The 25,072-nt window shown below is 64.7% G+C and carries 22 protein-coding genes; 14 read left to right on the top strand and 8 right to left on the bottom strand.

The window, feature by feature from the left end:
• Positions 1 to 14: 14 nt before the first annotated feature.
• Positions 15 to 254: a hypothetical protein gene (locus tag BPHYT_RS14020; protein WP_012433814.1), complete on the bottom strand. Its 240-nt coding sequence runs from the start codon at positions 252 to 254 to the stop codon at positions 15 to 17.
• 286 nt (positions 255 to 540) lie between these two features.
• On the opposite strand from BPHYT_RS14020, the gene BPHYT_RS14015 reads away from it, so the two are divergent.
• On the top strand, positions 541 to 930 hold the full coding sequence (locus BPHYT_RS14015) for an RT0821/Lpp0805 family surface protein (RefSeq protein ID WP_012433813.1): 390 nt from the start codon (positions 541 to 543) through the stop codon (positions 928 to 930).
• 106 nt (positions 931 to 1,036) lie between these two features.
• Positions 1,037 to 1,486: an NUDIX hydrolase gene (locus BPHYT_RS14010; protein ID WP_012433812.1), complete on the top strand. Its 450-nt coding sequence runs from the start codon at positions 1,037 to 1,039 to the stop codon at positions 1,484 to 1,486.
• A 26-nt stretch (positions 1,487 to 1,512) separates the two neighbouring features.
• Here the strand turns inward: BPHYT_RS14010 and BPHYT_RS14005 are convergent, their stop codons facing one another.
• Together BPHYT_RS14005 and BPHYT_RS14000 are read right to left on the bottom strand one after the other, a co-directional pair.
• On the bottom strand, positions 1,513 to 2,487 hold the full coding sequence (locus tag BPHYT_RS14005; RefSeq protein ID WP_012433811.1) for a transporter substrate-binding domain-containing protein: 975 nt from the start codon (positions 2,485 to 2,487) through the stop codon (positions 1,513 to 1,515).
• Positions 2,488 to 2,627: 140 nt separating this feature from the next.
• On the bottom strand, positions 2,628 to 4,337 hold the full coding sequence (locus BPHYT_RS14000) for a glutamine--tRNA ligase/YqeY domain fusion protein (protein WP_012433810.1): 1,710 nt from the start codon (positions 4,335 to 4,337) through the stop codon (positions 2,628 to 2,630).
• A 563-nt stretch (positions 4,338 to 4,900) separates the two neighbouring features.
• On the opposite strand from BPHYT_RS14000, the gene ggt reads away from it, so the two are divergent.
• Positions 4,901 to 6,655 (top strand): gamma-glutamyltransferase, encoded by a 1,755-nt coding sequence (gene ggt, locus BPHYT_RS13995; protein WP_012433809.1) that lies wholly within the window; start codon positions 4,901 to 4,903, stop codon positions 6,653 to 6,655.
• 88 nt (positions 6,656 to 6,743) lie between these two features.
• Complete coding sequence (locus BPHYT_RS13990; protein WP_012433808.1) at positions 6,744 to 7,304, top strand: RBBP9/YdeN family alpha/beta hydrolase; 561 nt, start codon at positions 6,744 to 6,746, stop codon at positions 7,302 to 7,304.
• A gap of 109 nt (positions 7,305 to 7,413) precedes the next feature.
• On the opposite strand, the gene BPHYT_RS13985 is transcribed toward BPHYT_RS13990, so the two are convergent.
• Positions 7,414 to 8,634 (bottom strand): CaiB/BaiF CoA transferase family protein, encoded by a 1,221-nt coding sequence (locus tag BPHYT_RS13985; protein WP_012433807.1) that lies wholly within the window; start codon positions 8,632 to 8,634, stop codon positions 7,414 to 7,416.
• Positions 8,635 to 9,010: 376 nt separating this feature from the next.
• Here BPHYT_RS13985 and alaS point away from each other — a divergent pair, with 376 nt between their 5' ends.
• Positions 9,011 to 11,635: an alanine--tRNA ligase gene (gene alaS, locus BPHYT_RS13980; protein WP_012433806.1), complete on the top strand. Its 2,625-nt coding sequence runs from the start codon at positions 9,011 to 9,013 to the stop codon at positions 11,633 to 11,635.
• 171 nt (positions 11,636 to 11,806) lie between these two features.
• On the opposite strand, the gene BPHYT_RS13975 is transcribed toward alaS, so the two are convergent.
• Positions 11,807 to 12,724: a LysR family transcriptional regulator gene (locus tag BPHYT_RS13975; protein ID WP_012433805.1), complete on the bottom strand. Its 918-nt coding sequence runs from the start codon at positions 12,722 to 12,724 to the stop codon at positions 11,807 to 11,809.
• A gap of 114 nt (positions 12,725 to 12,838) precedes the next feature.
• On the opposite strand from BPHYT_RS13975, the gene BPHYT_RS13970 reads away from it, so the two are divergent.
• From BPHYT_RS13970 to BPHYT_RS13935, 8 genes are all read left to right on the top strand, one after another.
• Positions 12,839 to 14,104 (top strand): YbfB/YjiJ family MFS transporter, encoded by a 1,266-nt coding sequence (locus BPHYT_RS13970; RefSeq protein WP_012433804.1) that lies wholly within the window; start codon positions 12,839 to 12,841, stop codon positions 14,102 to 14,104.
• Between the two features lie 125 nt (positions 14,105 to 14,229).
• On the top strand, positions 14,230 to 15,261 hold the full coding sequence (locus BPHYT_RS13965) for a threonine aldolase family protein (RefSeq protein WP_012433803.1): 1,032 nt from the start codon (positions 14,230 to 14,232) through the stop codon (positions 15,259 to 15,261).
• Positions 15,262 to 15,577: 316 nt separating this feature from the next.
• On the top strand, positions 15,578 to 16,108 hold the full coding sequence (locus tag BPHYT_RS13960; protein ID WP_012433802.1) for an NUDIX domain-containing protein: 531 nt from the start codon (positions 15,578 to 15,580) through the stop codon (positions 16,106 to 16,108).
• Positions 16,109 to 16,262: 154 nt separating this feature from the next.
• Positions 16,263 to 16,712, top strand: coding sequence for an acyl-CoA thioesterase (locus BPHYT_RS13955; RefSeq protein ID WP_012433801.1), 450 nt, complete (start codon positions 16,263 to 16,265; stop codon positions 16,710 to 16,712).
• A 4-nt stretch (positions 16,713 to 16,716) separates the two neighbouring features.
• Complete coding sequence (locus BPHYT_RS13950) at positions 16,717 to 17,655, top strand: branched-chain amino acid ABC transporter permease (protein WP_012433800.1); 939 nt, start codon at positions 16,717 to 16,719, stop codon at positions 17,653 to 17,655.
• Positions 17,648 to 18,940 (top strand): branched-chain amino acid ABC transporter permease, encoded by a 1,293-nt coding sequence (locus tag BPHYT_RS13945; protein WP_012433799.1) that lies wholly within the window; start codon positions 17,648 to 17,650, stop codon positions 18,938 to 18,940. Before BPHYT_RS13950 ends, BPHYT_RS13945 begins: the two co-directional genes overlap by 8 nt.
• 160 nt (positions 18,941 to 19,100) lie before the next feature.
• Positions 19,101 to 19,853, top strand: a complete 753-nt coding sequence (locus BPHYT_RS13940; protein WP_012433797.1) for an ABC transporter ATP-binding protein — start codon at positions 19,101 to 19,103, stop codon at positions 19,851 to 19,853.
• On the top strand, positions 19,850 to 20,563 hold the full coding sequence (locus BPHYT_RS13935; protein ID WP_012433796.1) for an ABC transporter ATP-binding protein: 714 nt from the start codon (positions 19,850 to 19,852) through the stop codon (positions 20,561 to 20,563). The genes BPHYT_RS13940 and BPHYT_RS13935 overlap by 4 nt, the downstream gene beginning before the upstream one ends.
• A 474-nt stretch (positions 20,564 to 21,037) precedes the next feature.
• On the opposite strand, the gene BPHYT_RS39110 is transcribed toward BPHYT_RS13935, so the two are convergent.
• Entirely contained in the window at positions 21,038 to 21,226 is a 189-nt protein-coding gene (locus BPHYT_RS39110) for a hypothetical protein (protein ID WP_238535596.1), read from the bottom strand.
• Positions 21,227 to 21,353: 127 nt separating this feature from the next.
• On the opposite strand from BPHYT_RS39110, the gene BPHYT_RS13930 reads away from it, so the two are divergent.
• Positions 21,354 to 23,312, top strand: coding sequence for a hypothetical protein (locus tag BPHYT_RS13930; RefSeq protein WP_238535595.1), 1,959 nt, complete (start codon positions 21,354 to 21,356; stop codon positions 23,310 to 23,312).
• A 41-nt stretch (positions 23,313 to 23,353) separates the two neighbouring features.
• Here the strand turns inward: BPHYT_RS13930 and iolB are convergent, their stop codons facing one another.
• Both iolB and iolE read right to left on the bottom strand, forming a co-directional pair.
• Positions 23,354 to 24,154, bottom strand: a complete 801-nt coding sequence (gene iolB, locus BPHYT_RS13925) for a 5-deoxy-glucuronate isomerase (RefSeq protein ID WP_012433794.1) — start codon at positions 24,152 to 24,154, stop codon at positions 23,354 to 23,356.
• The gene (gene iolE / locus BPHYT_RS13920) at positions 24,151 to 25,068 is read right to left on the bottom strand and encodes a myo-inosose-2 dehydratase (RefSeq protein WP_012433793.1); all 918 of its coding nucleotides are present in this window, start codon (positions 25,066 to 25,068) and stop codon (positions 24,151 to 24,153) included. Before iolE ends, iolB begins: the two co-directional genes overlap by 4 nt.
• Positions 25,069 to 25,072: the final 4 nt, after the last annotated feature.

Raw genomic sequence — 25,072 nt, 5'->3', positions numbered from 1 at the left:
CGCTCGGGCAAAGATTAGTGGCCGGCGCTCGCCAACATGTAATAGCAAGCGGCGAGCAGCAGCGCGAAGGACAGCAACAGGCAGGCGACGCCGACGCGCGTCAGCAGATTGGGCCAGCGAGCGCGGGGCAACGCGTCCATCCGCACGACGCGCCGCGCGAGTCCGGGATCGCGGCCGATGGCAACCGGCACGAGCGCGACGCACAGCAGCGCAAGCGCGATGGCAATGACTTCGAGGGCGGAGAGGGTGTACATGGCGGGGCGTCTTGAGATTCTGATTGGCGCGGGGGCGCAACCGATCAATGTTAAGAAGACGTCCTGGTGCCAGGAATGGGAGCTGTCCTAAAATTAAAGGCGCTCACTATGCGCACTGGCGCGCGATGCCGGGAATGAGGCGCGTCGTGTGCAGGGCTAGCGTTCGCTTTGGCGCGCGGCCGTTTCTCGCGGGTCCTTCGAGGGCGACATGCTATGCTTTTGGGGTCCAGATCACGAGACGCCATGCGCGCTCAAGACCGCCGAACACTTTCGAGGAGAACCCTTCATGTCGATGCGAACCCGTGTCCTGTCTCAACTGACCGCCGGTAGCCTGTTGCTGGGTGCCGCGATCGGCGCGCACGCTGCGAATCTTGGCTTTCTGAACGACACGCCGATCAGCTACATGAAGCAACGCGACATCGACTCCGTCAAAAAGGCGGTCTTTGCCGCGCTGAACGACAAGCATGACGGCGAAACCGCGACCTGGGTCAACGAAGGCACGGGCAATAGCGTGAAGATCGACGCCGCGATCACGATGGCCAGCACGGCCAAAGACGGCGATCGCACCTGCCGCGACGTCGGCGTCGTGCTGAGCGCCAAGGGGCAATCGATGAACCTGCGCCCGCAGTTCTGCAAGCAGGGCAGCGGCACCTGGCAATTGCAGAAAAAACACTGAGCATGCAGGCCTTGATGGCGGCGCGCGCCGGTTGGCCCCCGACGCGGCCCGAAGCCGTGCGCGTGCGTGTCGGCGGATCTGTGCGTTTGCTTGACATGGTGCCGCGATGAGCCCTCGGATTATTTCGTGCGGCATCGTCTTGCTCGACCCGGACGGCCGTGTGCTGCTTGCTCACGCCACCGAAACGTCGCACTGGGACATCCCGAAAGGACACGGCGAAGAAGGCGAGGCGCCGCACGTCACGGCGCTGCGCGAGATGGTCGAGGAGACCGGTATCGCCATCGAGCCCGAGCGTCTGAAAGACCTCGGCCTGTTCGTCTATCGGCGCGACAAGGATCTGCATCTGTTCGGCGCGCGTGCCACCGTCGATGAACTCGATCTGAGCGTGTGCACCTGCACGTCGCTCTTTCCGCGCCGCTCGGACGGCACGCTGATACCCGAAATGGACGCCTACCGCTGGGCTGCGCCAGACGAGGTGGACAAGTATGCGAGCCGCAGTCTCACGCGGCTCTTTCAGACCACACTGTCGCTCGCGGAACTGCATCGGTCGCTGTAGCGGCGAGGCCGTGACCGCGCGACGCTTCAGTCGAGCGCGCGGTCGTTCGGATGCGCGAACAGGGCGCGGTTCTGCTCCGACAGCGGAAAATTCAGATTGATGCCGTGCGGCGGAATGGGTTGCGTGAACCACTGCCTGTACAGACGCTCCGCTTCGCCGGAAGTCTGGCCGCGCGCGATCACGCCATTGACGAGCGTGCGGAACGGCTCGTCGCCTTTACGGAACATGCACGCGTAGACTTCGTAGCCCAGCGGCGTGCCGGTCACCACGAAATCGTCGGGACGCGGATCGGTCGATTTGAATCCGTACACGATTGGCTCATCCATCACGAAGGCCACCGCGCGTCCGTCCTTGAGCGTGTTGAATGCCTCGGAGTGGTCGCGCGCGCTGGTAATGCGCATGTTCAGGAGCTTGTCGGTGTTCAGGCGGCGCAGCAGACGCTCATCCGAGGTGCCCGCGGTCGTCACGACCGCTTTGCCGGCCAGATCCTGAAAATCCGTGATGCCGGCGTTCTTGCGCGCGATCATGCGCACCGCATACTGGAAAAAACTGTTCGAGAACGCGGCCAGGTTTTCGCGTTCCACCGTGTGGGTGGTCGAGCCGCATTCAAGATCGATCTGGTTGTTCAGCAGCATCGGCGTACGGTTCGACGAGGTCACCGTGATCTCGTGCACCTTCAGTTGCGGCATGCCGAGCGTTTTCTTGATCTCTTCGACGATCTGCAGCGCGATGGTCTGCGAGTAGCCGACCGTGCCCTTGCCGTCGAAGTAGGAAAAAGGAATCGACGCTTCACGCACGCCGAGCACGACTACGCCGTCGTCGTGGATTTTTCTCAGCGTGCCGGTAAGTTCGTCCGTCTGAGCGGAGCAGGCGAGCGACGCCGCGCCGAAGGTGGTCAGCGCCACGAGCGCGCAACGTGTGCGGTGGACGAAACGCGCGGCGTATGCCGTGTGCCCCGTCGCGTGCCGGGTACTGGCCCTGCGGCGGCCTGCAACTTTCATCGGACCTCCCGGACTGGCGTTTGCGGATGCCGCGCCGTCACTGTCGATGGAACATGGTGCAACAAAACGGCGTGCATCTTTCGATCCAGACGCACGCCGAATCCAACCCCAGATGCGCGGCACAAGGGGTGCGCCCCGGCTTACGCCGGCTTGCCCCAACTGTCGCGCAGACTGACGATGCGATTGAATACGGGCTTACCCGGCTTCGAATCGACGCGGTCGGCGACGAAATAGCCGTGACGCTCGAACTGATAGCGCTGTTCCGGCAGCGCTTCGCGCGCGCCCGGCTCGAGGTAGGCGTTGACCACGCGCTTCGAATCCGGATTCAGCGCTTCGAGGAAATCGCGGCCGCCGGCGTCCGGTTGCGGTTCCTTGAACAGGCGGTCGTAGATGCGCACTTCGGCCGGGCACGCGGCTGCTGCGCTGACCCAGTGAATGTTGCCCTTGACCTTGTAGTTGTTCGCGCCTTCGGTGCCCGATTTGCTGTCCGGGAAATAGTTGCAATGGACCGCGACGATGTTGCCCTTCTCGTCCTTGTCCGCGCCGATGCATTCGATCACGTAGCCGTAACGCAGGCGCACCTTGTTGCCCGGGAACAGGCGGAAGTAGCCCTTCGGCGGCGTTTCGTTGTAATCGTCGCGTTCGATCCACAGTTCGCGCGAAATCGGAAACTCGCGCACGCCCATTTCCGGATGATGCGGGTGGACCGGCGCATTGCACGGCTCGGTGACGCCTTCCGGAAAGTTGTCGATGATCAGCTTGACCGGATCGAGCACGGCAGCGGTGCGCGGCGCTTTTTCGTCCAGATCGTCGCGCAGCGCGCCTTCGAACACGCTCATGTCGATCCACGAATCGACCTTGGTCACGCCGATGCGCTCGCAGAACAACTGGATCGATTCCGGCGTGAAGCCGCGCCGGCGCACGCCAACAATGGTCGGCATGCGCGGATCGTCCCAGCCGTCCACATGGCCTTCGGTCACGAGTTGCAGCAGCTTGCGCTTGCTGGTGATCGCGTAGGTCAGATTCAGGCGCGAAAATTCGATTTGCTGCGGCAGCGGGCGCGTAAAAACGCCGGCCTCGGCGAGCTCGTTCAGAATCCAGTCGTACAGCGGACGATGGTCTTCGAACTCCAGCGTGCACAGCGAATGCGTGATGTTTTCCAGCGCGTCCGAGATGCAGTGCGTGTAGTCGTACATCGGGTAGATGCACCACTTGTCGCCGGTACGGTAGTGATGCGCGAAGCGGATACGGTAGATCACCGGATCGCGCATGTTGAAATTCGGCGACGACATGTCGATCTTCGCGCGCAGCACGTGCTCGCCTTCCTGGAACTCGCCGGCCTTCATGCGGCGGAACAGGTCGAGGTTCTCCTGCACCGAACGCTCGCGGAAGCGCGACGGCGTGCCGACTTCCGTGGCCGAGCCGCGGTTCGCGCGCATTTCTTCGGCCGACTGGCTGTCAACGTAGGCTTTGCCGCGTTCGATCAGCAGTTCGGCGAATTCGTATAGCTTGTCGTAGTAGTCGCTCGCGTAGTAAAGCTCGGCCTTGCCGTCTTTTTCCCACTCGAAGCCGAGCCAGCGCACGGCGTCGATGATCGAGTCGACGTATTCGACGCTTTCCTTTTCCGGATTGGTATCGTCGAAGCGCAGATGGCACACGCCGCCGTAGCTGCGCGCCACGCCGAAATTCAGGCAAATGCTCTTGGCGTGACCGATATGCAGATAGCCGTTCGGCTCGGGCGGAAAGCGCGTTTCGACGCGCTGACCCCACTTGCCGGTGCGGTTGTCGTCGTCAATGATGTTGCGGATGAAATTGGATGCCGCTGGCGCGTCGTTGCGTTCGGTATTCATGCGAGATGGTGAGAGTCTGTCGGGGGCGCGCAATGCGCCCTCTTATCCGACAATTCTACCTGACGCGTCCCGTCGCGGCAGGCGAGTGCGGCGTGCCGCCAACGTTTGAGCCATTTTGACGGTCATTCAACGGGCGGGCCGGTGCTGTAACAGGAGGTAAAACGTTTTGTTCGCGCGAGCGCGGCCGACTTAGGATGCGAGCGGCGCGGGTTCGCCCGCGAGGGCTGCGCGGGGTGTCCGCGTCGAGTGTCCTTGGCGTGTTTTGGCACAGCAATGGGCTGTATGCGGCCGCTTTCGGTGTGCCGCATCGAGCAGGCAGTCACGCCGCGTTTCGTGCGGTGTCAGTCCATGGGCGGGCAAGCATCGCGCATTGAGCGGCCCATGAGCCGCCTCGCGTTACATGCCCGCCGCCCGATTTTTCCTCGGGGTAGTGCAGCCTGCGCCAGAACGCGCAGCGCGTGCACTCGTCGCAGCCGTCCACGCAGGCCGCACCGCCCTTTGTCGCCCCGCACGATTCCTGTCGTTCGTGCATCACGGCGCCCTCAGTTGCCGGAGTTTCTCGGATGTCTGTCCCGACGCACGGCGCGCCTCGCGCGCCTTTCACTTTTCTCTCCCTGACCCGGATCCTGACGGTGTCGGCTGTACTCGCCGGTTTTGCGGGCGGCGTGGCCGCGCCCGCGGTCGCGCTGGCGAAAACGCCGCCGCCCAGGGCCGTGTTCGACGCCTCGGCGGTGGCCGTGCCGGACCGCTACAGCGCTGACGCGGCGCAGCAGATCTTCGCCGCCGGCGGCAACGCGGTGGATGCCGCCGTCGCCGTCGCCTTCACCCTGGCCGTGACCGCGCCGGATGCGGGCAACCTCGGCGGCGGTGGGTTCATGACCGTGTTCATGGACGGCAAGCCGTACTTTCTCGACTATCGCGAGAGCGCGCCGCAACAGGCGACCCGCGACATGTATCTCGACGACAAGGGCAATCTGCTGCCGGGTATGAGCGCCGTCGGGCATCGCGCGGTGGGCGTGCCGGGCACCGTCGAGGGCATGTGGGAAGCGCAGCAGCGTTTCGGCAAACTGAAGTGGAAGCAGGTGCTCGCGCCCGCGGTCCGCTACGCCACCGACGGTTTCCAGGTCGAACCGTGGTTGCAGCAACGCCACGACGCGGCGGCGAAGAGTTTCGCTGGCAAGACCAACTTCGACGCCTACTTCTCCAATCTCAAGGCGGGCGTGACGTATCGCCAGCCCGAACTGGCGCAGACCCTGTCGCGCATTGCAAGCGACGGCGGGCGTGAATTCTATGAAGGCCGCACCGCCGACCTGATCGCCCAGCAGATGTACGGCCACGGTCTCGTCACGAAACAGGATCTGATTCAATACAAGGCCGTGTGGCGCCAGCCGCTTACCGCCGACTGGAACGGCTATCAGGTCGTCACCGCGCCGCCGCCGAGTTCGGGCGGCGTGGGTCTGATCCAGATGCTGAAGATGAAGGCCGACCTGAAGCAGGCGTTCGATGGCCTTGAGCTGAATTCCGTGCCGTACATCCATCTGATCGCGCAGATCGAGGACCGCGTGTTCGCCGATCGCCAGCAATACCTGGCCGATCCGGATGCGTACAAGGTGCCGACCGGTAAACTGATCGACGACGCCTACCTCGCGCAGCGCGCCGACGAAGTCAAACCCGACGAAGTGCCGGGCGCGACGCCGGTCAAGCCTGGCCTCGGCGACGCGGCGCCGGAGAAGGTCCAAACCACGCACTTCTCCGTGGTCGACAAGTGGGGCAACGCCGTGTCGAACACTTACACGCTGAACGGCGACTTCGGTTCGGGCGTGGTGGTGGACGGCGCCGGCTTTCTGCTGAACGACGCCATGGACGACTTCGTCACCAAACCCGCCGGCGCGAACGCGTCCGGCGCAAGCAGCGCCGAAGTGAACACGGTGGCGCCGGGACGCCGTCCGCTGTCGTCGATGACGCCGACCATTGTGCTGAAGGACAACAAGGTGTCGCTCGTGATCGGCACACCCGGCGGCTCGCGTATCCTGACGTCGATCTTCCAGGTGATGACCGACCTGTACGACTTCAACATGTCGCCCGCCGACGCGCTCGCCGCGATGCGTTTTCACCACCAGTTGCTGCCGCAGAAGACGATCTATTTCGAGCCGTATCGTCCGATCACGGGGGAACTGGCCGAACAGTTGCAGGCCAAGGGCTACACGCTCGAAGGGCAGTCGTTCAACGGCGACGTGCAGATGATCCGTATCGACGGCACGACGCCCGTGCCTGCGGCGGATCCGCGAGGCGTGGGCGTGGGGCGCGTGATGCATTGACGCGGCGATGCGGGCTTGCGCCCGCGCGAGCAAAGACCGCAAGCCAAAAACAATAACTGCGATTAACAACCTTCAACGGGGAACGCGGATGAGCATACGAAAACAGTCCACCACGCTGGTTCTGCCGGGCTACCAGAACTCCGGCGCCGGCCACTGGCAGACGCGTTGGGAAGAACTGAATCCGGCATTCGTGCGGGTGCGCATGCCGGACTGGGATCACCCTGAGCGCGACGCCTGGTGCCGCGCGCTGGACGCCGCCGTGGCCGCCGCCGATGCGCCCGTGGTCTTCGCCGCGCACAGCCTCGGCTGCCTGACGACGGCTTTCTGGGCGGCGCAATATGCGAGCGCCGCGCAGCTTGCGAAGGTGGCGGGCGCGTTGCTGGTCGCGCTGCCCGATCCGGGCGGGGCGCATTTTCCGCGGGACGCGCGTGGCTTCGCACCTGTGCCGCTAAAGCAATTGCCGTTTCCGACCATTGTCGTTGCCAGCAGCGATGATCCCTACGGCGGCGTGCCGTTTTCTCAGGCCTGTGCGAGCGCGTGGGGCAGCCGCTGGATCGACCTCGGCGCGCGCGGCCATATCAACGCGGACAGCGGGCTCGGCGATTGGGACGAAGGGCGTGAGTGGCTGGACTCGTTCGGGCCGCGCTAGCCGCCCGCGCCGTCGATCTGGAAGCCCGCTGCTGCGCTGTGTCCATCGCGGCGCGGCACCGCTCTGCACACCTCGCATCTTCGGACTTCGCGGCGGCCAGGCTGCACACTCAAATCACGGACTGGCTCCGCAACGCGGCAATCGTCGCTTCGTCATAGCCCAGCACGTCGCGCAAGATGCTCTCCGTGTGTTCCCCGAGGGTGGGCGGATGGGCAAGCGCTTCAGGCGGCGTGCCGGTCATATTGATCGGATTGCGCACCAGCTTGACCGTTCCGCCCGACGGATGCGGCAGATCCACCTGCAGCCCGCGTGCCACGACCTGCTCGTTCTCGAAGACTTCGCCGAGATCGTTGATCGGTCCGCACGGCACACCCGCCGCCTCGAGCGCGGCGATCCATTGCTGCTTGCCCTGCAGGCGGACCATCTCCGCGAGAATCGGCACGAGGACGTCGCGGTTGCGCACCCGCGCCGGGTTGGTGGCAAAGCGTTCGTCGTCCGCTAATTCCGGGCGGCCGCCCGCCTCGATGAACTTGCGGAACTGCCCGTCGTTGCCGACCGCGACGATGATCCAGCCGTCGCTCGTCTGGAAGGTCTGGTACGGCACGATGTTCGGATGCGCATTGCCCCAGCGCACCGGCGGCTGGCCGCTCGCCAGGTAGTTCGAGTTCATGTTGGCAAGCATCGCGACCTGCACGTCGAGCAGCGCCATGTCGATGTACTGGCCTTCGCCCGTCCGGTCACGGTGGGTCAGGGCGGTGAGCACGGCGATGGTCGAATACATGCCGGTCATGAGGTCGGCGATCGCGACGCCGGCCTTCTGCGGGCCGCCGCCCGGCTGGCCGTCACGCTCGCCGGTAATGCTCATGAAGCCGCCGATGCCTTGCACGATGAAGTCGTACCCGGCGCGCTGCGCATACGGGCCGGTTTGCCCGAAGCCGGTCACCGAGCAATAGACGATGTCGGGCTTCACTTCCTTGAGCGACGCGTAGTCGAGACCGTACTTTTTCAACTGACCGACCTTGTAGTTTTCCAGCACCACGTCGCTCTGCGCGGCCAGTTCGCGAATGATCCGCTGACCTTCTGGCGAGGCGATGTCCACGGTGACCGAGCGCTTGTTGCGGTTCGCTGCAAGGTAGTACGCGGCCTCGCGCGTGTCCTCGCCTTCCGGCGTCTTGAGGTACGGCGGGCCCCAGTGGCGGGTGTCGTCGCCCACCTCGGGGCGTTCGATCTTGATCACGTCGGCGCCGAAATCGGCGAGAGTCTGCGCGCACCAGGGGCCGGCGAGTACGCGTGTGAGATCCAGCACGCGGATATGACTGAGAGCGCCCATATTGTTCGATGTCTCCTGTGTCGACCAGAGTTAGCGCTTTAGCGCTTAGTTGGTCCCATGCAAGGCGGGTCCCATGCACGTAGTTGCGAGTAGCCAGGCGGCGCGCGAGGCGCTGCGGGATGGAGGCAATCTTAAGCGATTCCCGTGCGCAGGCGCAGTCGGCCGAAGGGCATAGGACGAATGACGGGTCCCGCAAAGCGCCGTTATGTCCCGCGCCGCCCGTTCAAACCTGGCCGAACGGCCAACCATGCAGCCCGCCCCGCCGCGCACGGGCGCCGATCCCGTATAATCAGTCGTTTAAGAAACAAACAGTTGGCGCATCTCACGATGCCGCCGGTAACAGCCAGGGAACTGGCAAACCCGTCCCCCGCCCGCTATGAAAGCCGCCGAAATCCGCGAGAAATTCCTCAAGTTCTTCGAATCGAAGGGCCATACGATCGTTCGCTCGTCGAGCCTTGTGCCCGGCAACGATCCGACGCTGCTCTTTACCAATTCGGGAATGGTGCAGTTCAAAGATGTGTTCCTCGGCGCGGAATCGCGCCCGTATTCGCGAGCCACGACCGCGCAGCGCAGCGTGCGCGCCGGCGGCAAGCATAACGATCTGGAAAACGTCGGCTACACCGCGCGTCACCACACGTTCTTCGAAATGCTGGGCAACTTCTCGTTCGGCGACTACTTCAAGCGCGACGCGATCCACTACGCGTGGGAGCTGCTCACGGGCGTGTATCAGCTGCCGAAAGACAAGCTGTGGGTCACCGTCTATCACGAAGACGACGAAGCGCACGACATCTGGGCGAAAGAAGTGGGCGTGCCGGTCGAGCGCATCATCCGCATCGGCGACAACAAGGGCGCGCGCTACGCGTCGGACAACTTCTGGCAGATGGCCGATGTCGGTCCGTGCGGCCCGTGCTCGGAAATCTTCTACGACCACGGTCCGGACGTTTGGGGTGGCCCGCCGGGATCGCCCGAGGAAGACGGCGACCGCTACATCGAGATCTGGAATCTCGTGTTCATGCAGTTCAGCCGCGACGCGCAAGGCAACATGACGCCGCTGCCCAAGCAGTGCGTCGACACCGGCATGGGTCTGGAGCGTATCGCCGCCGTGCTGCAGCACGTGCACAGCAACTACGAGATCGACCTGTTCCAGGCGCTGATCAAAGCGGCCGGCCGCGAAACCGGCGTGAGCGATCTGACCAACAACTCGCTGAAGGTGATCGCCGATCACATCCGCGCGTGCTCGTTCCTGATTGTCGACGGTGTGATTCCGGGCAACGAAGGCCGCGGCTACGTGCTGCGCCGCATCGTGCGCCGCGCGATCCGCCATGGCTACAAGCTGGGCAAGAAGGGTTCGTTCTTCCATCGCATGGTGGCCGACCTTGTTGCGCAAATGGGCGACGCGTACCCGGAACTGAAGGAAGCCGAACAACGCGTGACCGACGTGCTGCGTCAGGAAGAAGAGCGCTTCTTCGAGACCATCGAACACGGCATGTCGATTCTCGAGAGCGCGTTGGCCGACCTCGAAGCCAAGGGCGGCAAGACGCTCGACGGCGAACTCGCATTCAAGCTGCACGACACATACGGCTTCCCGCTGGATCTGACGGCAGACGTGTGCCGCGAGCGCGAAGTGACGGTCGACGAAGCCGCCTTCGACGAAGCCATGGCGCGTCAGCGCGAACAGGCTCGCGCGGCGGGCAAGTTCAAGATGGCGCAAGGCCTCGAATATTCGGGCGCGAAGACCACATTCCACGGTTACGAAGAAATCGTCTTCGACGACGCAAAGGTAATCGCGCTGTATGTGGACGGCGCCTCGGTGAAGGAAGTGCGTGACGGCCGGCAGGCTGTCGTCGTGCTGGACCACACGCCGTTCTACGCGGAGTCGGGCGGCCAGGTCGGCGACCAGGGCGTGCTGGCCAACGCGAGCGTGCGCTTCGCGGTAAGCGATACGCTGAAGGTGCAGGCCGACGTGGTCGGTCATCACGGCACGCTCGAACAGGGCACGCTAAAGGTGGGCGACGTCGTCAAGGCGGAGATCGACGCGGTGCGTCGCGCTCGCACGGCTCGCAACCACTCGGCCACGCACTTGATGCACAAGGCGCTGCGTGAAGTGCTCGGTTCGCACGTGCAGCAGAAGGGCTCGCTCGTCGACGCGGACAAGACCCGTTTCGACTTCGCGCACAATGCGCCGATGACGGACGAGCAGATCCGCCGCGTCGAGGAAATCGTCAACGCCGAAGTGCTGGCGAATGCGCCGGGCATCGTGCGCGTCATGCCGTTCGACGAAGCGGTGAAGGGCGGCGCGATGGCGCTCTTCGGCGAGAAATACGGCGACGAAGTGCGCGTGCTCGACCTGGGCTTCTCGCGTGAATTGTGCGGTGGTACGCACGTGCATCGCACGGGCGACATCGGTCTCTTCAAAATCGTGATGGAAGGCGGCGTGGCGGCGGGCATCCGTCGCGTGGAAGCGATCACGGGCGACAATGCCGTGCGCTTCGTGCAAGACCTCGACGCGCGCATCAATGCGGCCGCGGCTGTGTTGAAGGCGCAACCGTCGGAACTGACGCAGCGGATCACGCAGGTCCAGGATCAGGTGAAGTCGCTGGAGAAGGAACTGAGCGCGCTGAAATCGAAGATGGCGTCGAGCCAGGGCGACGAGCTGGCGGGTCAGGCGATCGAAGTAGGCGGCGTACACGTGCTGGCGGCCACGCTCGAAGGCGCGGACGTCAAGACGCTGCGCGAAACCGTCGACAAGCTGAAGGACAAGCTGAAGAGCGCGGCGATCGTGCTGGCGTCGGTCGAAGGCGGCAAGGTGAGTCTGATCGCCGGCGTCACGGCGGACGCGAGCAAGAAGGTCAAGGCGGGCGAACTGGTCAACTTCGTGGCGCAGCAAGTCGGCGGCAAGGGCGGCGGCCGTCCGGACATGGCTCAGGCTGGTGGCACCGAGCCGGCGAATCTTCCGGCGGCGCTGGCTGGCGTCAAGGGTTGGGTCGAAGGCCAGCTTTAATTCTGCTGATGTGATTGGGTGGGCCACGCGGGGCGCCGGAAATTCGGGCGTTTAGCGTGGCCTAAGTTTTTTTTCAGAGTCAGGTGCGCCGGGTTTTGGATTGGCCGCGCTCCGAGCCTTGATTTTGCTCGCAGTGTTCGTTTTGACGGATGCCGGCGACGCAGCCAAAAATCAGACTGCACCCTCCGCAACGGTCGCAATCCCGGTCGAATTCACGGCATCCTGCCGCATCACAAGCGCCTGCTTCAGCGCGTTCAGCGCGGACGAAAAATGTCCGCGTCGCCACACCAGCAGTGTCTCGATCACGCCGATATCGGGCAATTCATGCACCGCGATATTGCTGGCGTCGGTCTGCAAATTCAGCACCGACCGGGGCGCGACCGCAACCCCCGCGCCTGCGGCCACGCAAGCCACGATTGCGTGATACGAGCCCAGTTCCAGCACGCGCGCCGGCCTCACGCCGTGCTCCAGATACCACTTCTCGATATAAGACCGGTAAGCACAGCCGCGCTCGAACGCGATCAGCGTCGACAACGCAATGTCCCGTACGTCGCGAATCGGCCGATGCCCGCGCGGCGTCAGCATCACCAGTTCTTCCCGAAACACCGGCACCGATTCGAATAAATCGCCGAGCGTGGCGCGGTCCAACGGCGTCGCCACCAAAGCCGCATCCACTTCGAATTCACGCACCCGCTCGATCAGCTTGCCAGTCGTGCCGATCTCGAGTTCCAGCGCGACGGCGGGCCACTGCTGGTGATAGCGCGCGAGCAGTGCGGGAAGTCGCGTCGCGGCGACACTCTCCATCGTGCCCAGACGCAGCCGTCCACTTGGGCGATCCTCACGCACCGCGTGGCGCGCTTCATCCGCGAGCGCGAGCAGGCGCTCGGCATACGGCAGCAGCGTCTCGCCTGCTGGCGTCAGTACGAGACGACGCCCGTCGCGGATGAACAGGTCGGTGCCCAATTGCTCCTCGAGCTGCTTGATGCGCGTGGTCACGTTCGATTGCACGCGATTGAGCTTGGCGGCAGCGCGCGTCACGCCGTTTTCCCGCACGACGGCGCGAAAAATGGTCAAAGCGGCCAGATCCATGATTCTCTCTCGGCGATGGGTGATATCCGAATTATTCATTTTTCGTGATTGAAAGGTCAAGCTAGTATGGACGTACGCCATCTGACCCGTTGACTGCATTTATTGCCCTTGCCCATGAACGACCTCGCCTCCACCGCGCACGGCGGCTTCGCCGAACGCCACGCCGCCCGCCGCGCAGCGCTCGCCTGCATGGTCACGCTGGCCGTCGCGCTCGGTATCGGGCGATTCGCATTCACGCCGCTTTTGCCGCTGATGCTTCACGGCAGCGGGTTCGGTCAGCCGCAGCTCGATATTCAGCATGGCGGCTGGCTGGCGTCGTTCAATTACGCGGGGTATTTCGTCGGCGCGCTCACGTGCGCGGCGCTGCGGATCGCGCCGGCGCGCATGGTGCGCGCGGGGCTTGCCGCGACCGTGTTGCTGACGTTGATGATGGGCGTGACGAGCCAGTTCTGGATCTGGGCGGCGGTACGGTTCATCGCGGGCGCGGTTAGCGCCTGGACGTTCGTATTCGCGTCGCAGTGGGGCTTGCGGCGGCTCGCCGAACTCGGTGCGCACGGGTGGGGCGGGGTGATCTACACGGGACCGGGCGTGGGCATCGTCGGCACGGGGCTGCTGGTCAGCGTGGCGGGTGGGTATGGGGCCACGACGGGATGGCTCGGGTTCGGGCTGATTGCGGCGGTTCTGTCGATTTTGGTTTGGCCGGTGTTTGGCGCGGCGTCAGGTGCCGCCGCGCAACCCACCGCCGCGCAACCCACCGCAACCCAACCCGCCACCCGCGCCACCCACCACCCCACGCCCCACCGCGCCGACGCCCTCTGGCTCATCCTCCTCTACGGCATCCCCGGTTTCGGCTACATCATCACCGCGACGTTCCTGCCTGTCATCGCGCGTCACGCCTTGCCCGGCTCATCATGGCCCGACCTGTTCTGGCCGATGTTCGGCGCGGCGCTGATCGTCGGCGCGCTGCTGGCGGCGCGTTTGCCGGTGCATTGGGACAACCGCTCGCTGCTCGCCGGCTGCTATGTGCTGCAAGCGTGCGGCATCGCCCTCGGCATTGTCTGGCCGACGGCAGGCGGCTTCTCGTTCGGCAGCATCTTGATCGGCCTGCCGTTCACCGCGATCACGCTGTTCGCGATGCGTGAGGCGCGGCGTCTGCGTGGCGACGACGCTGCCGGTCTGATGGGCTACGCGACGGCGGCCTACGGCGTCGGCCAGATTGTCGGCCCGCTGGTTGCCGCGCCGATCGCCGAGCAGACCGGCTCGTTTTCGCCAGCCTTGTGGCTGGCGGCGGGCGCGTTGCTGGTGGGCGCGGCCGGGTTGATCGCCGTCGCGCGCATCCCGCGCGGCCGGGGCCGCATGCCCAATTGCGGCTGCAACTGAGCGCACATCGATAAAGGCGTCGCTGCCCACGCTGCATCCGCCGGAAAACAAATAACCGCAGCGCGCACTAAAATGACCGCTTTCCCGTCATCCCAGCGCGCCCATCGCCGGACGCGCCGCCCGCCATGCAACATTTCGCGTCCGACAACTACGCCGGTATCTGTCCCGAAGCGCTCGACGCGCTGATCGCCGCCAACAACAGCGGCCACGAGCCGGCCTACGGCGACGATTCCTGGACCAACCAGGTGTGCGACCGTCTGCGCGAACTGTTCCAGACCGACTGCGAAGTGTTCTTCGTATTCAACGGCACGGCGGCCAATTCGCTGGCGCTCGCGTCGCTGTGCCAGTCGTATCACTCGGTAATCTGCCACGAGCTCGCGCACATCGAGACCGACGAATGCGGCGGCCCGGAGTTCTTCTCGAACGGCTCGAAGCTGCTGACCGCGCCGGGCATCGGCGGCAAGCTCACGCCGGATGCGATCGAAGCCGTGGTCACCCGCCGCGCCGACATCCATTACCCGAAGCCGAAAGTCGTCACGCTGACCCAGTCGACGGAAGTCGGCACGGTCTACAGCGTCGAGGAAGTGCGGGCGATCGCGGCGATCGCCAAACGGCGTCATCTGAAAGTGCACATGGACGGCGCGCGTTTCGCCAACGCGGTCGCCGCGCTGGACGTGCATCCGTCGGAGATCACTTGGCGCGCGGGCGTCGACGTGCTGTGTTTCGGCGGCACCAAGAACGGCTTGCCGGTGGGTGAAGCGGTGGTGTTCTTCGATCGCGCGCTGGCCGACGATTTCGCTTACCGCCTGAAGCAGGCCGGCCAACTGGCCTCGAAGATGCGCTTCATTTCCGCGCCCTGGCTCGGTCTGCTGGACAACGACGTGTGGCTGCGCAACGCGCGTCACGCGAACGCGATGGCGCAACTGCTGCAAACGCGGTTGCAGGAAATTCCGGGCGTGAGCATTATGTTCCCCGGAGAATCGAACGCAGTCTTTGCGCAATTGCCCGCGCAAGCCGCCAAGGCCATGCGCGCGCGAGGCTGGAAGTTCTACGAATTCATCGGCGCGGGCGGCTGCCGGCTGATGTGCGCGTGGGATACGCAGCCGGAAACGGTCGAGCGGTTCGCCGCCGAGGTGCGCGAGTTGTGCGCGGCGTGAGTGCTCGGAGGGAGTTTGCGGGATGAGCACGCGACCGAACCCGCGGAAACGGCAACTCGGGATCGCGTCGTATCGTCCACCGACCCGCGAAGCACCGATCCTCGCGCTGGCTGGAAGGCGATCTTCAACACGATCGCGCGCGCCGAGCAGGGCGGAATGCGAATACCGGATTCCTCGCAGCAGAAGCCACAATAATCCGCTCTTGCACGCATCTAGTCCGGCGTAGTGCCGCGTCAACAAGCGGCAAGCGCAAACCGAGCGTCACACCCAGAAGCTACAAGCCATCACACAAGACAAACGAGACGTCCTCTTCGCCATGACCGAATACCGATTTTGCCCACGCTGCGCCACGCCTTTGACCCAGCGCGCCGACGCCGAACACGAAGGCGGCCGCATCCGCCAGAGCTGCCCTGATCCGACGTGTGGCTACGTCCACTGGAACAACCCGCTGCCGGTGGTGGCGGCGATCGTCGAATACGAAGGCAAGATTCTGCTGGCGCGCAATGCCGCCTGGGCGGAGGGCATGTTCGCGCTGATCACGGGCTTCCTCGAAAACGGCGAGACGCCGGAAGAGGGCATTGCCCGCGAAGTGCTCGAGGAAACCTCGTTGCGTGCGGAGACGGTCGAACTGATCGGCGTGTACGAATTCATTCGCAAGAACGAACTGATCATCGCGTATCACGTGAAGGCGTACGGCACGATTGCGTTGTCGCCGGAATTGCTGGAGTACCGGCTGGTCGAGCCGGCCAAATTGCGGCCGTGGCGCGCGGGCACCGGCCAGGCGCTCGGCGAATGGATGCGGCGGCGCGGCCTGCCGTTCGAGTTCGTCGAAAGACCGGGGCAGTGAGCCGAGTGACAAATTCGCCGCGGCATGGTTAATATTTCCTGCCTGATCATGCACCGTTAGCGAAAGCGCTCGCAGCGCGTACTGCCCGACTCGCATTGACGAAAACAACTAGCCGCACAACGTTCACGATAACGTCCGAGACGACCACGCCAGCATGAACAAACCCGCATCCGCCCCGCGCGGCGCCTACCCGCATTTCCTAACGATCCCTACCCGCTGGATGGATAACGACGTCTACGGTCACGTGAACAACGTCGTCTACTACAGTTACTTCGACACCGTGGTGAACGAGTATCTGCTTCGCACCGGCGTGCTCGATTTCGAGCGGGGCGAGACGATCGGCCTCGTGGTGGAGACGCAGTGCAACTACTTCGCGCCGGTGGTGTTTCCCGAGCGGATCGACGCGGGTCTGCGCGTGATACGGCTCGGCACCTCGAGCGTGCGCTATCAGGTGGGTCTCTTCAAGGAAGGCGAAGATCAACCCGCCGCGCAAGGACACTTCGTGCATGTGTATGTGAATCGTGTCACACGGCGCCCGGTCAATCTGCCCGCCGAATTGCGCGCGGCGCTCGAACCGTTGAGCGTTGCAGAACAGCCGGACTAGGCGCGTGCAGTCGTTCGTCATCAATCTGCTCAACGGCGTCAGTTACGGCTTGCTGCTGTTCATGCTGTCGGCGGGCCTGACGCTGATTTTCAGCATGCTCGGCGTGCTGAACTTCGCGCATGCGAGTTTTTACATGCTCGGCGCGTATGTCGGGTTTTCGGTGGCGGCGCGCGAGGGGTTCTGGAGCGCATTGGTCGTCGCGCCGCTCGTCGTCGGGCTGATCGGCGCAGCGCTCGAGCGTTGGCTGTTACGGCGGGTGCGCGTGCAGGGCCATCTTGCCGAGTTGCTGCTGACGTTCGGCGCCGCGTATCTGCTCGGCGAACTGGTCAAGCTCGGCTGGGGCCTGAGCCCGTTGTCCGCGACCGTGCCCGCGGTGCTCGACGGGCCGCTCTTCACCGTCTACGGCGCGGCGTTCGCCCGCTACCGCGCGTTCATGATGGCGGTGTCGCTCGCCATGCTCGCCGTACTGTTCGCGGTGTTGCGCGTGTCGAAGGCGGGGCTGATCGTGCGCGCCGCGCTCACGCACGCGAGCGCCGTCGAAGCGCTCGGCCACAACGTGCCGCGCGTGTTCACCGGCGTGTTCGCGGCCGGCACGGCGCTCGCCGCGCTGGCCGGCGTGATCGGCGCGCCGCTCTTCGTGATCGAGCCGGGAATGGCGGAGTCGCTCGGCTCGATCGTGTTCGTGGTGGTCGTGATCGGCGGGCTGGGTTCGCTGGGTGGAGCGCTGGCGGCGTCGCTGCTGGTCGGTTGCGTGCAGACGCTGGCCGTGGCGAGCAATGTGTCGCTGGGCGACGTGCTGTCGATCTTCGATGCCACGCTCCCCGTCGAATGGGACGCGTTGACGCTCGCGCAACTCGCGCCGCTGATTCCGTATCTGCTGCTGGTGGCGATGCTGGCGCTGCGCCCGCGCGGCCTGTTCGGACGGCGCGACGATCATGCGTGAAGCCGGCGGATCGTCAGCGAAATCCAAGGCCGAGCCGCATGCGCGTTGGCGCGTGCTCGCGCCGTGGCTTGCGCTGATTCTGTTCCTTGCGGTGCCTCCCTTTGTTTGGCCGCAAAGCTGGCTGCTCGCCTATCTCGCGCAGACCGCGACGATGATCGTGTTCGCGCTTTCATACAACCTGCTGCTCGGCGAGACGGGGCTGCTGTCGTTCGGTCATGCCGCTTACTCGGGCCTGGGCGCGCTGATGGCCGCGCAGGTGTTCAACCGGATCGGCGTGCCGCTCGCGCTGCTGCCGCTGGTCGGCGGAATTGGCGGTGCGCTGTGCGGCGTGCTGTTCGGCTTCATATCGACGCGGCGCGCCGGCACGGCCTTCGCGATGATCACGCTCGGTCTCGGCGAACTCGTCGCGGCTGCGGCGTGGACGCTGCCCGACTGGTTCGGCGGTGAGGCGGGCGTGGCGATCGATCGCGCGAGCGGCGTGCCGCTGGGAAGCTGGAGCTTCGGCCCGGCGCGCGAGGCTTATGCGCTCATCGCGGTGTGGTGCCTGCTCGCGTGCGCGATGATGTTCGCGCTTTCGCGCACGCCTTTCATGCGGCTTGCCAATGCGGTGCGCGACAACCCCGTGCGGGCTGCGGCGATCGGCTGCTGCCCGCGCCGCGTTCGCTACGGCGTCGTGGTGATGTCGGCGTTTTTCGCGGGTATCGCGGGGACGTTGGCGCTGATCAATGTGGAGTTGGTGTCGACGGAAAGCGTCGGCATGATGCGCTCGGGCGCGGTGTTGATCGCCACGGTGATCGGCGGCACGGCGGCGTTTTTCGGGCCGGTCGCGGGTGCGGTCGTTCTGACGTTTTTCAGCGTCGCGGTGGCGAGCGTCACGCGCGCCTGGCTGTTTTATCTGGGGCTGTTCTTTATCGTGATCGTGATGATGTCGCCGGATGGATTGGCGGGCTTCGCGCGGCGTTTTATGGCGCGGGTGGCCGCGCACGGTTGGAGCCGGTGCGGGGCTGCGTATGGGTGGGGCGCGGTTGCCGCATTGCTGTGGAGCGTGGCCGCCGTGCTCGCCGTGCAATGGGCCTACGCCGCGCAATTCGATGCGGGCGACGGCGCGGTATTCAGTGTGCCTGGCGTGCCGTCGTGGATCATCGCGTCGCCGGTTTACTTCGGCGCCACGGTCTTTGTGCTGGCCGCGTTGGGAGGACTGGCCGCTCATTACGCGAGGCGCGCGCAAGCGTTGTTCGCAGCATTACGCTCAAACGTCACCCCCACCGCCGGAGCTTCGCGATGATCTCCGCGCTCGCAATTCTCAGGCAAGCGCATCTCGCCACCACGCGCTCAAGCGCCACGCGCACCGCCGGTGCCTTGACGATCCCGCTGCCGGCAATTCGCGCGCGAGCGCATCTCGCAACTACGCATTCAAGCGTCACCCCCACCACCGGAGCCTCGCGATGATCCCCGCGCTCGCGCTCTACGGCATCGAAAAACGCTTCGGCTCGACGCGGATTCTGCGCGGCGTCGATCTCGCGATCCAACCGGGCGAGCGTCACGCGCTGATCGGTCCGAACGGCGCGGGCAAGTCGACGCTCTTCAATCTGATCGCCGGCGGCGCGCGGCCGAACGCGGGGCGCATCGATCTGTTCGGCGCCGAGATCACGCGGCTCGCGCCGGCCGCGATCACGCGTCGCGGACTTGCGCGCAGCTTCCAGAGCACCAGCGTGTTCACGCGCCTCAGCGTGTTCGACAACCTGCGCTGCGCGGCGATGCTGGCTGAGCGTGACCGCACGCGCTGGTGGCAGCGTTTCAGCGGCTCGCCAACGGTCGACGCGCGCGCCGCACAAGTGCTCGACGCGGTGGGCCTGACCGAGCGCCGCCACGTTCAGGCCGGCACGCTCAGCTATGCCGAGCAGCGCGCGCTCGATCTCGGCATCGCGCTCGCGGGCGGCGCGCATACCTTGCTGCTCGACGAGCCGACGGCCGGCATGAATCGCGCGGAAGCGGCGCGCACCATCGAACTGATTCGCGAGACCACGGCGGGCCGCACGCTGTTGATGGTCGAGCACGACATGGACGCGGTCTTCGCGATCGCCGATCGCATTTCGGTGCTCGTGCAAGGACGCATCATCGCGAGCGGCACGCCGGCGGCGATCCGCGCGGACGAGACAGTGCGCGCCGCCTATCTCGGCGAAGGATTCGGCACATGAGCGCCTTGCTGGAGATTCGCGCGCTGAACGCGTGGTACGGCGCGAGCCAGGCGCTGCACGGCGTCACGCTCAGCATCGAAGCGGGCGAAGTGCTGGCGCTGGTCGGCCGTAACGGCTCGGGCCGCTCGACGCTCGCGCGCGCGATCATGGGCCTCGTGCGCAGCGAAGGCGAGTTGCGTTTCGCGGGCCGACCGCTCGGCGGTCTGCGCACCTTCGAGATCGCGCGTCTCGGACTCGGCTATGTGCCCGAACATCGCGACGTATTTCCGGCGCTGAGCGTGCACGAGAATCTGCAACTCGGCGTCGCGCCACGGGATCGCGGCTGCGCGCCGCGCTTCACCTTCGACGATGCCTACGCGCTTTTCCCCATACTGCGCGAACGAAAGCGCACGCGCGCGGGCGCGCTCTCGGGCGGCGAGCAGCAGATGCTGACACTCGCTCGCGCGCTCCTTGGCGATCCCGATCTGCTCGTTATCGACGAACCCGGTGAGGGTCTCGCGAGTCTCGTGATGGAGCAGGTCGCGCAGTGCTTGCGGACTTTGCGCGATCGCGGCGTGGCGATGCTGCTGATCGAGCAGCGTCTCGTGATTGCGCAGGACATCGCCAGCCGCGTCGCGGTGATGGGGCACGGCGAAATCGTGTTCGACGGCGCGCTCGCGTCGTTCGTGCAGCGGGCGGACGTGATGCGGGAATGGCTCGGCGTCGGTTGATCGATCGACGTCCGCTAGCGGCGTTTTATTGCGGCGCCGCGCGGTGATGGGTGGCCGTTGTGCTGTCCTTGCCGAATGCTTCTTGCGTCGAATGAGTCGCCGGGTCCGCGCAGACCGCTCGAATCGCGCCATTCGTGCCGTTTGAATCCGATTTGTCCACGCGTCGCTCACGCCCCGTGCACGCGGCTCTCCGCTCGCCCGCCGCTGCGATTCAAACGCTTGATCGTTTGGTGAGCGTCCTCCAGAAATCTTGTCGGCAGCGCGCTGACAAATAAAGACAATCGGGTAAAGACGCGTGACGGCGGCTTGCTGTTTAAAGCCGCGGTATGCGCGACGAACCATGTCGTGCCCGGCGCGCGAAGAACGCGTCACGGCTTCAGGAGGAGACATCATGAGACAGAGACGCGCATTGCATGTGGCGTCGGCGAATGATCCGCGGACATCGACGCACTCGCTGCAAGGTCTGAGGTCGAACTACGCCTGGTGGTACACGCCGATCTGCGCGGGCGCCACGTTGATGACAGCCGCGCTGCTGATGTCCGCCTGCGCCGACGCGAGCTCGACAACCAGCGATACGGCGTCTGCGCCGTCAAATTCCGCGAACGCGACAACCAGTGCATCAAGCAACGAAGCCAGCACCACCGGCGTCCGCGCGAATGTCACGACATCGCCGGACACTGCGCTCGCCGCTCGACCCGCTTCGTCGACGCGACCCGCCCTCGAACTCGCCAAGGCGAAACAACTCGCCGTGGAGCAAAGCATCGCTGCGCGCGTGCCATCGGCGAGCGGAATGACTGAAAAACGCAGCCGTCCGCTGACGCTGCGCGATTCCGGCATCGACGGCTCGCTGATGTTCGCGCGCGATGTCGACTTTCGCGTGACCGGCGACATCGGCTTCATGATTCACGACATGGCGGCGACGCTGAGCCCGGCGCGTCCCGGCCAGCCGATCGTATTCGACGATCCGACCAGCGTGACGATCAACGTCCACCGCGGCCATGTGACGCTCGACACCGCGAAGCTCACGGCGATCTTCAACCGTTATCTGTTCCAGTATCAGGGCTCGCCTTTGCGCAACATGCGTGTCATGCCGCAGGACGGCGGCAATCTGCGCATTACCGGCGAAATGCATCGTGATACCTGGGTGCCGATCGTGCTGAGCGGATCGCTGTCGATGCGCAACCCCGACGAACTCGTCTTTCACGCCGATCACGTCGAAGTGGCCGGCGTCGGCGCGGACAAGCTGATGCAGGCCGCGCACGTGAAGATGGCCGACCTGCTGAAAGTGGACACGCCGATCGCGCGCCTTGAGGGCGACGACGTCGTGATGCAAGTGGCCAAATTGACGCCGCCGCCCGCGTTGCATATGACCATCACGCAGATTGAAACTAGCGCTGCGGGCGTGCGCTTCACGCTCGACGACCGGAGCGTGCCGAACATCGTCTGGCCCGCGACGATGCCCGCCCGCGGCATGCTGGTGCAAGGCGGCGACGTTAAATTCATGCGTTCGATGCCGATGAACATCGACATGGCGCTCACGCCGGTCGACGGCAAAGCGCCGTTCGTGCTGGATCTGTACCACTATCGCGAGCAGATGGCGGCGGGCTATTTCACCTTCGACGAAGCGGGCGCGCTGGACGTGCATCTGCCGTCGTATACGACGCTAGCCAGCGCGGACAAAGACACCGCTCTGCAAACCGGCAGCGCGAGCGCGCGCTTTAACGACAGCTTCATCCGCGCGCAGCAGGCCGCGCTCGCGCAGGCGCGCCTCGTTTGGCAACACGTGCCGCAGACGATGCGGACCGCCGCGGTGGCGCGCGCGATTCCAGTCGGCACGCGCGCGGCATTCTCGGGGCAAAGTATGGCGACGCCGGGTTCCGCGTTGAGCAACGAGCGTCATTCGTCGGGACCCGCACCGTTGATTCACGTCGAGAATGTCGACTTCTATGTGTCGGGGCGCATCGGTTTTCACGTGCGCACGCTGGACGCGCAGATGGTGCCGAAAAAACCGGGACAACCAGTCGACTTGGACGATCCCGATCAGTACGATATCCGCATCATCAGCGGCGAGGTCGTGGAGCCGTGGCCCGCGATGGCCGCGCTTTTCAACGACTACCTGCTCGACTACGAGCCGCGCTCGCTCAACGATTTGCAGTTGAAGCCGGTGGACGGCAAACTGGAAGTGAGCAGCGGCATCAAGTTATGGAATCACTTTCCTGGTGTGTGGCTGCCGACCACGATGAGCGGTTCGATCGTCGCGAAAGACGAGCGGCATCTCGTGTATCAACCGACGTCGGTGAAGGTGCTCGGCGTGCCGCAGGCCGGCTTGCTGCGCGCGTTGGATATTCCGCTCGCGTCGCTCACGCCGTTCACGCGCAAGGGTGTGGCGCTCAAGGGCAATGAGCTGGTGTTCGATCAGTACACCGTGTTTCCGCCGCCGGTTTTGCAAGGGCGTCTCGCCAGCGCGACGGTCACCGACGAAGGCCTCGTGCTGAAGTTCAAGCGCGACGGCAACGTCGCCGCCGCGAGGCCGCCCGCGGGCGCGGGCAAGAGCTTCGTCTGGATCGAGTCCGGCGACGTGAAGATGTTCAACTCGCTGGTGACGAATACGCGCACCTTCATTAAGGACAGTTCGAACCCCGGCGTGATGAAGTTCGATCTGTACGGTTATCGCAAGGACGTGTCGAAGGGCACGGTGAAGATGGGTGAAGACGGCGGCCTGGATGTCGATCTGGCCGTTAGAAAATAGCCTGTGCGGTGCTTCCCAAGAGCGCCGCGCAGGCTGCGACATCAGGCATCCTTATTGATAATCCATTCGTGTGCCGGGTCGTTGCGGAAATGCCAGACCCGCTGTCCGCCCGCCATCACGTTCAGATAATACGAGTCGTACCCATACGGCACGATCACCGGATGATAGCCGCGCGGCACCATCACGACGTCGTGATTCTCGACGGCCATCGACTCGTCGATGTCGCGCATGTCGGTGTACACGCGTTGGAACGCGAACCCTTGCGGCGGATCGAGCCGGTGATAGTAAGTCTCTTCGAGTGAGCTCTCGTGCGGGACATTGTCGGTATCGTGTTTATGCGGCGGGTAGCTCGAAGCGTGTCCGCCAGGCGTCCTGACTTCCACCACCAACAACGACTCCGCCGGCTCGGTCTGCGGAAGAATGTCGCATACATATCGCGTATTCAGCCCTTTGCCGCGTGTCGAGCGTTTCATCGAACCCGGCTCGATCAACCGCGCCGGTAGTTCGCCTTTGGCCGGTGCGCTCGCCACGCCGATCTCGGCATCGCGGCAGGCGCGTACCGTGATCCGCACATTCGGCGGCAGATAGACCGCATACGGCGCGGCGTCTTCGAACACGCTGTCGCGTGAACCCAGCGAACTCCATTTGGTGTCCGCGGTTTCGATATCCACGGCGCCCGTCAGCACGACGATGCACGTTTCACGCGACGGCTCGAATACGTGCACGACCTCGTTCTCACCCAGCCGGTAAGCGGCAAAACCGACATACCGCCAGCACGCCGACTCCGGTGTCACTCGCGCGATTGTCTGGCCTTCGCGCTGCGCCTTCACCAATAAACTCATGCTGCCTCCTGCTCTGTGCCGTCGAGCGGCGCATCGACCAGCGCGCGCAACGTCTTGTAGCCTTTCTGCGCGTACTCGAACGACGGCGCCACGACCGGATCCTGTTCGGCTTCCACCACCAGCCAGCCGCAATAACCGTGCCGCTTCAGGCGCTCGATGATCGCGGGGAAATTCACCGCGCCGTCGCCCGGCACCGTGAAGGCGCCGGCGATGACCGCGTCCAAAAAACTCCAGTTGCGATTGCGCGCGAGCTTCATGACGGCGGGGCGCACGTCCTTGCAATGCACGTGGCAAACGCGCCCGATATGTTTGTCGAGCACGGCGAGCGGATCGCCACCGGCAAACGTGATGTGTCCCGCGTCGAACAGCAGGCCAACGGCGTCGCTGGTGCGCGCCATCAGTTGGTCTACATCGGCAGGCGTTTCGACATAGGCGCCCATGTGGTGATGATAGGCGAGCCGCACGCCGCGGCTCAGCGTATAACGTGCGAATTCGTCGACACGGGCCGCATAGTCGGCCCATTGCTTCTCGCTGAAAAAGCGCGGGCGCTGGTAAAGGGGTTGCGCTGCGCCCTGAATCGAATCGGCAACCTCACCGTACACCATCGCCGTCGCGCCGTTTTGCGCGAGTAGTTCGAGATGCGGGCCGACCTCCGCGATTTCTTCTTCGACGCTGCGTCGCGCGAGGCGTCCGGAATACCAGCCGGAGACGAGCGCGAGATCGTATTGCGCGAGCAGCGACTTCAACGCCTGCGGTTCACGTGGAAACTTGTTGCCGAGTTCGAAGCCTTGATAGCCGATCTCGCGGCCTTCCGTCAGCGCCACTTCGAGCGGCGTCTCGCCGCCGAGCGAAGGCAGATCGTCATTCATCCACGAGAGCGGATTGATGCCGATACGTACGTCGAAAGCAGTCATGCGG

Source organism: Paraburkholderia phytofirmans PsJN, from assembly GCF_000020125.1.
GTDB lineage: Bacteria > Pseudomonadota > Gammaproteobacteria > Burkholderiales > Burkholderiaceae > Paraburkholderia > Paraburkholderia phytofirmans.
Note: the sequence above shows the minus strand (reverse complement) of the source record. Positions and strands in the feature narration are given on the sequence as shown.

Excerpts from the sequence above, each read along its gene's own strand:
- BPHYT_RS13965 (WP_012433803.1), top strand. The coding sequence starts at position 14,230 with ATGCAACATTTCGCGTCCGACAACTACGCCGGTATCTGTCCCGAAGCG.
- alaS (WP_012433806.1), top strand. The coding sequence starts at position 9,011 with ATGAAAGCCGCCGAAATCCGCGAGAAATTCCTCAAGTTCTTCGAATCG.
- BPHYT_RS13940 (WP_012433797.1), top strand. The coding sequence starts at position 19,101 with ATGATCCCCGCGCTCGCGCTCTACGGCATCGAAAAACGCTTCGGCTCG.
- iolB (WP_012433794.1), bottom strand. The coding sequence starts at position 24,154 with ATGAGTTTATTGGTGAAGGCGCAGCGCGAAGGCCAGACAATCGCGCGA.
- BPHYT_RS13955 (WP_012433801.1), top strand. The coding sequence starts at position 16,263 with ATGAACAAACCCGCATCCGCCCCGCGCGGCGCCTACCCGCATTTCCTA.
- BPHYT_RS13970 (WP_012433804.1), top strand. The coding sequence starts at position 12,839 with ATGAACGACCTCGCCTCCACCGCGCACGGCGGCTTCGCCGAACGCCAC.
- BPHYT_RS13945 (WP_012433799.1), top strand. The coding sequence starts at position 17,648 with ATGCGTGAAGCCGGCGGATCGTCAGCGAAATCCAAGGCCGAGCCGCAT.
- BPHYT_RS14005 (WP_012433811.1), bottom strand. The coding sequence starts at position 2,487 with ATGAAAGTTGCAGGCCGCCGCAGGGCCAGTACCCGGCACGCGACGGGG.
- BPHYT_RS14015 (WP_012433813.1), top strand. The coding sequence starts at position 541 with ATGTCGATGCGAACCCGTGTCCTGTCTCAACTGACCGCCGGTAGCCTG.
- ggt (WP_012433809.1), top strand. The coding sequence starts at position 4,901 with ATGTCTGTCCCGACGCACGGCGCGCCTCGCGCGCCTTTCACTTTTCTC.
- BPHYT_RS13935 (WP_012433796.1), top strand. The coding sequence starts at position 19,850 with ATGAGCGCCTTGCTGGAGATTCGCGCGCTGAACGCGTGGTACGGCGCG.
- BPHYT_RS13990 (WP_012433808.1), top strand. The coding sequence starts at position 6,744 with ATGAGCATACGAAAACAGTCCACCACGCTGGTTCTGCCGGGCTACCAG.
- BPHYT_RS13960 (WP_012433802.1), top strand. The coding sequence starts at position 15,578 with ATGACCGAATACCGATTTTGCCCACGCTGCGCCACGCCTTTGACCCAG.
- BPHYT_RS14000 (WP_012433810.1), bottom strand. The coding sequence starts at position 4,337 with ATGAATACCGAACGCAACGACGCGCCAGCGGCATCCAATTTCATCCGC.
- BPHYT_RS13985 (WP_012433807.1), bottom strand. The coding sequence starts at position 8,634 with ATGGGCGCTCTCAGTCATATCCGCGTGCTGGATCTCACACGCGTACTC.
- BPHYT_RS13975 (WP_012433805.1), bottom strand. The coding sequence starts at position 12,724 with ATGGATCTGGCCGCTTTGACCATTTTTCGCGCCGTCGTGCGGGAAAAC.
- BPHYT_RS14020 (WP_012433814.1), bottom strand. The coding sequence starts at position 254 with ATGTACACCCTCTCCGCCCTCGAAGTCATTGCCATCGCGCTTGCGCTG.
- BPHYT_RS13930 (WP_238535595.1), top strand. The coding sequence starts at position 21,354 with ATGACTGAAAAACGCAGCCGTCCGCTGACGCTGCGCGATTCCGGCATC.
- iolE (WP_012433793.1), bottom strand. The coding sequence starts at position 25,068 with ATGACTGCTTTCGACGTACGTATCGGCATCAATCCGCTCTCGTGGATG.
- BPHYT_RS14010 (WP_012433812.1), top strand. The coding sequence starts at position 1,037 with ATGAGCCCTCGGATTATTTCGTGCGGCATCGTCTTGCTCGACCCGGAC.